Origin of the sequence: Mesorhizobium sp. M1A.F.Ca.IN.020.03.2.1 (assembly GCF_004023205.1) — a bacterium.
Taxonomy (GTDB): Bacteria; Pseudomonadota; Alphaproteobacteria; order Rhizobiales; family Rhizobiaceae; genus Mesorhizobium.
The window spans coordinates 10,954-12,255 of sequence record NZ_RZSV01000177.1; the positions used below are offsets into that span (position 1 = coordinate 10,954).

The following is a 1,302-nucleotide window of genomic DNA, read 5'->3' on the forward strand; positions in this document are numbered from 1 at the left end:
CCAGAAGGCAGCGCCCTTCGCGAAGATGACGCTGGACTCCATCAATGCCGCCGACCCGACGCATCCGACCGTCAAGCCGGTGCCCTATGTCGGCGTGCAGTTCGTGGCCATCCCGGAATTCCAGGGCCTCGGCACCACCGTCGGTCAGCTCTTCTCCGCCGCTCTTGCCGGCCAGTCGAGCGTCGATGATGCGCTGAAGCAGGCCCAGGACGCGGCGACCGCCGCGATGACCGAAGGCGGCTACCTCAAGTAAGGCTCCTCCCGGTGCCGAACGCCGGTAGCGGATCATGACCGGCATAGGCCGCCCGAAACCCAGTTCGGGCGGCCACCTCTGCAATCAGGAATTCTGGCACAAGTCTAAATCCGGCTGACCTTGGGAGGGTGACCGTCATGGCTACTCAGCAAACCCGTTCGCTTGCCCGTTTCATGATGGCGCCGTCGGTGATCCTGTTGTTCGTCTGGATGATCGTGCCACTGGTCTTTACGCTGTGGTTCTCGTTCCTCCAGTACAACCCGCTCAATCCGATCCGCGATGGGTTCGTCTGGTTCGCCAATTACAAGCTCTTCTACTCCAACCCCGCCTTCCTGCAGTCGATCATCAACACACTGACCATCGTCGTCAGTGTCCTGGCCATCACCGTGATTGGCGGCATCCTTTTGGCGCTGCTGCTCGACCAGCCGATCTGGGGTCAGGGCTTCGTGCGCATCCTGGTCATCTCGCCGTTCTTCGTCATGCCGCCGGTGGCGGCGCTTGTCTGGAAGAACATGATCATGCACCCGCAATACGGCGTCTTTGCCGATATTGCCCGCTTCTTCGGCGCCAACCCGATCGACTGGTTCGGTCAGCACCCGCTGACCGCCGTCATCCTGATCGTCGCCTGGCAATGGCTGCCCTTCGCGACGCTGATCCTGCTCACCTCGCTCCAATCGCTTGATGGTGAGCAGAAAGAGGCCGCCGAGATGGATGGCGCCGGCTTCCTCAGCCGCTTCTGGTATCTGACGCTGCCGCACATGTCGCGCGCCATCACAGTCGTCATCCTGATCCAGACCATCTTCCTGCTCTCGGTCTATGCCGAGATCCTGGTCACCACCAATGGCGGTCCCGGCTACGCCTCCACCAACCTGCCGTTCCTCGTCTACCAGAAGGCGCTCTTGGAATTCAAAATCGGCCAGGCGTCGGCAGGCGGCGTCATCGCGGGCATTCTCGCCAACATCGTCGCCTTCTTCGTCATGCGCGCGGTCGGCAGGAACCTGGACAAGTAGGGGCAAGACGATGCCACTTGCGCTGAACCACCCCCACTC

1 protein-coding gene and 1 pseudogene are annotated in these 1,302 nt (G+C 61.8%); both read left to right on the forward strand.

The genetic code is table 11. The features are described 5' to 3' along the window. Nucleotides 1–253, forward strand: a pseudogene (locus EOA79_RS33730) (sugar ABC transporter substrate-binding protein); the annotation flags it as partial. Nucleotides 254–390: 137 nt separating this feature from the next. Then, nucleotides 391–1,263 (forward strand): sugar ABC transporter permease, encoded by an 873-nt coding sequence (locus EOA79_RS23435; protein ID WP_128293314.1) that lies wholly within the window; start codon nucleotides 391–393, stop codon nucleotides 1,261–1,263. Nucleotides 1,264–1,302 lie beyond the last annotated feature (39 nt).

Bases quoted from the DNA above. Each gene is read 5' to 3' on its own strand.
- EOA79_RS23435 (WP_128293314.1), top strand. From the start codon at position 391: ATGGCTACTCAGCAAACCCGTTCGCTTGCCCGTTTCATGATGGCGCCG.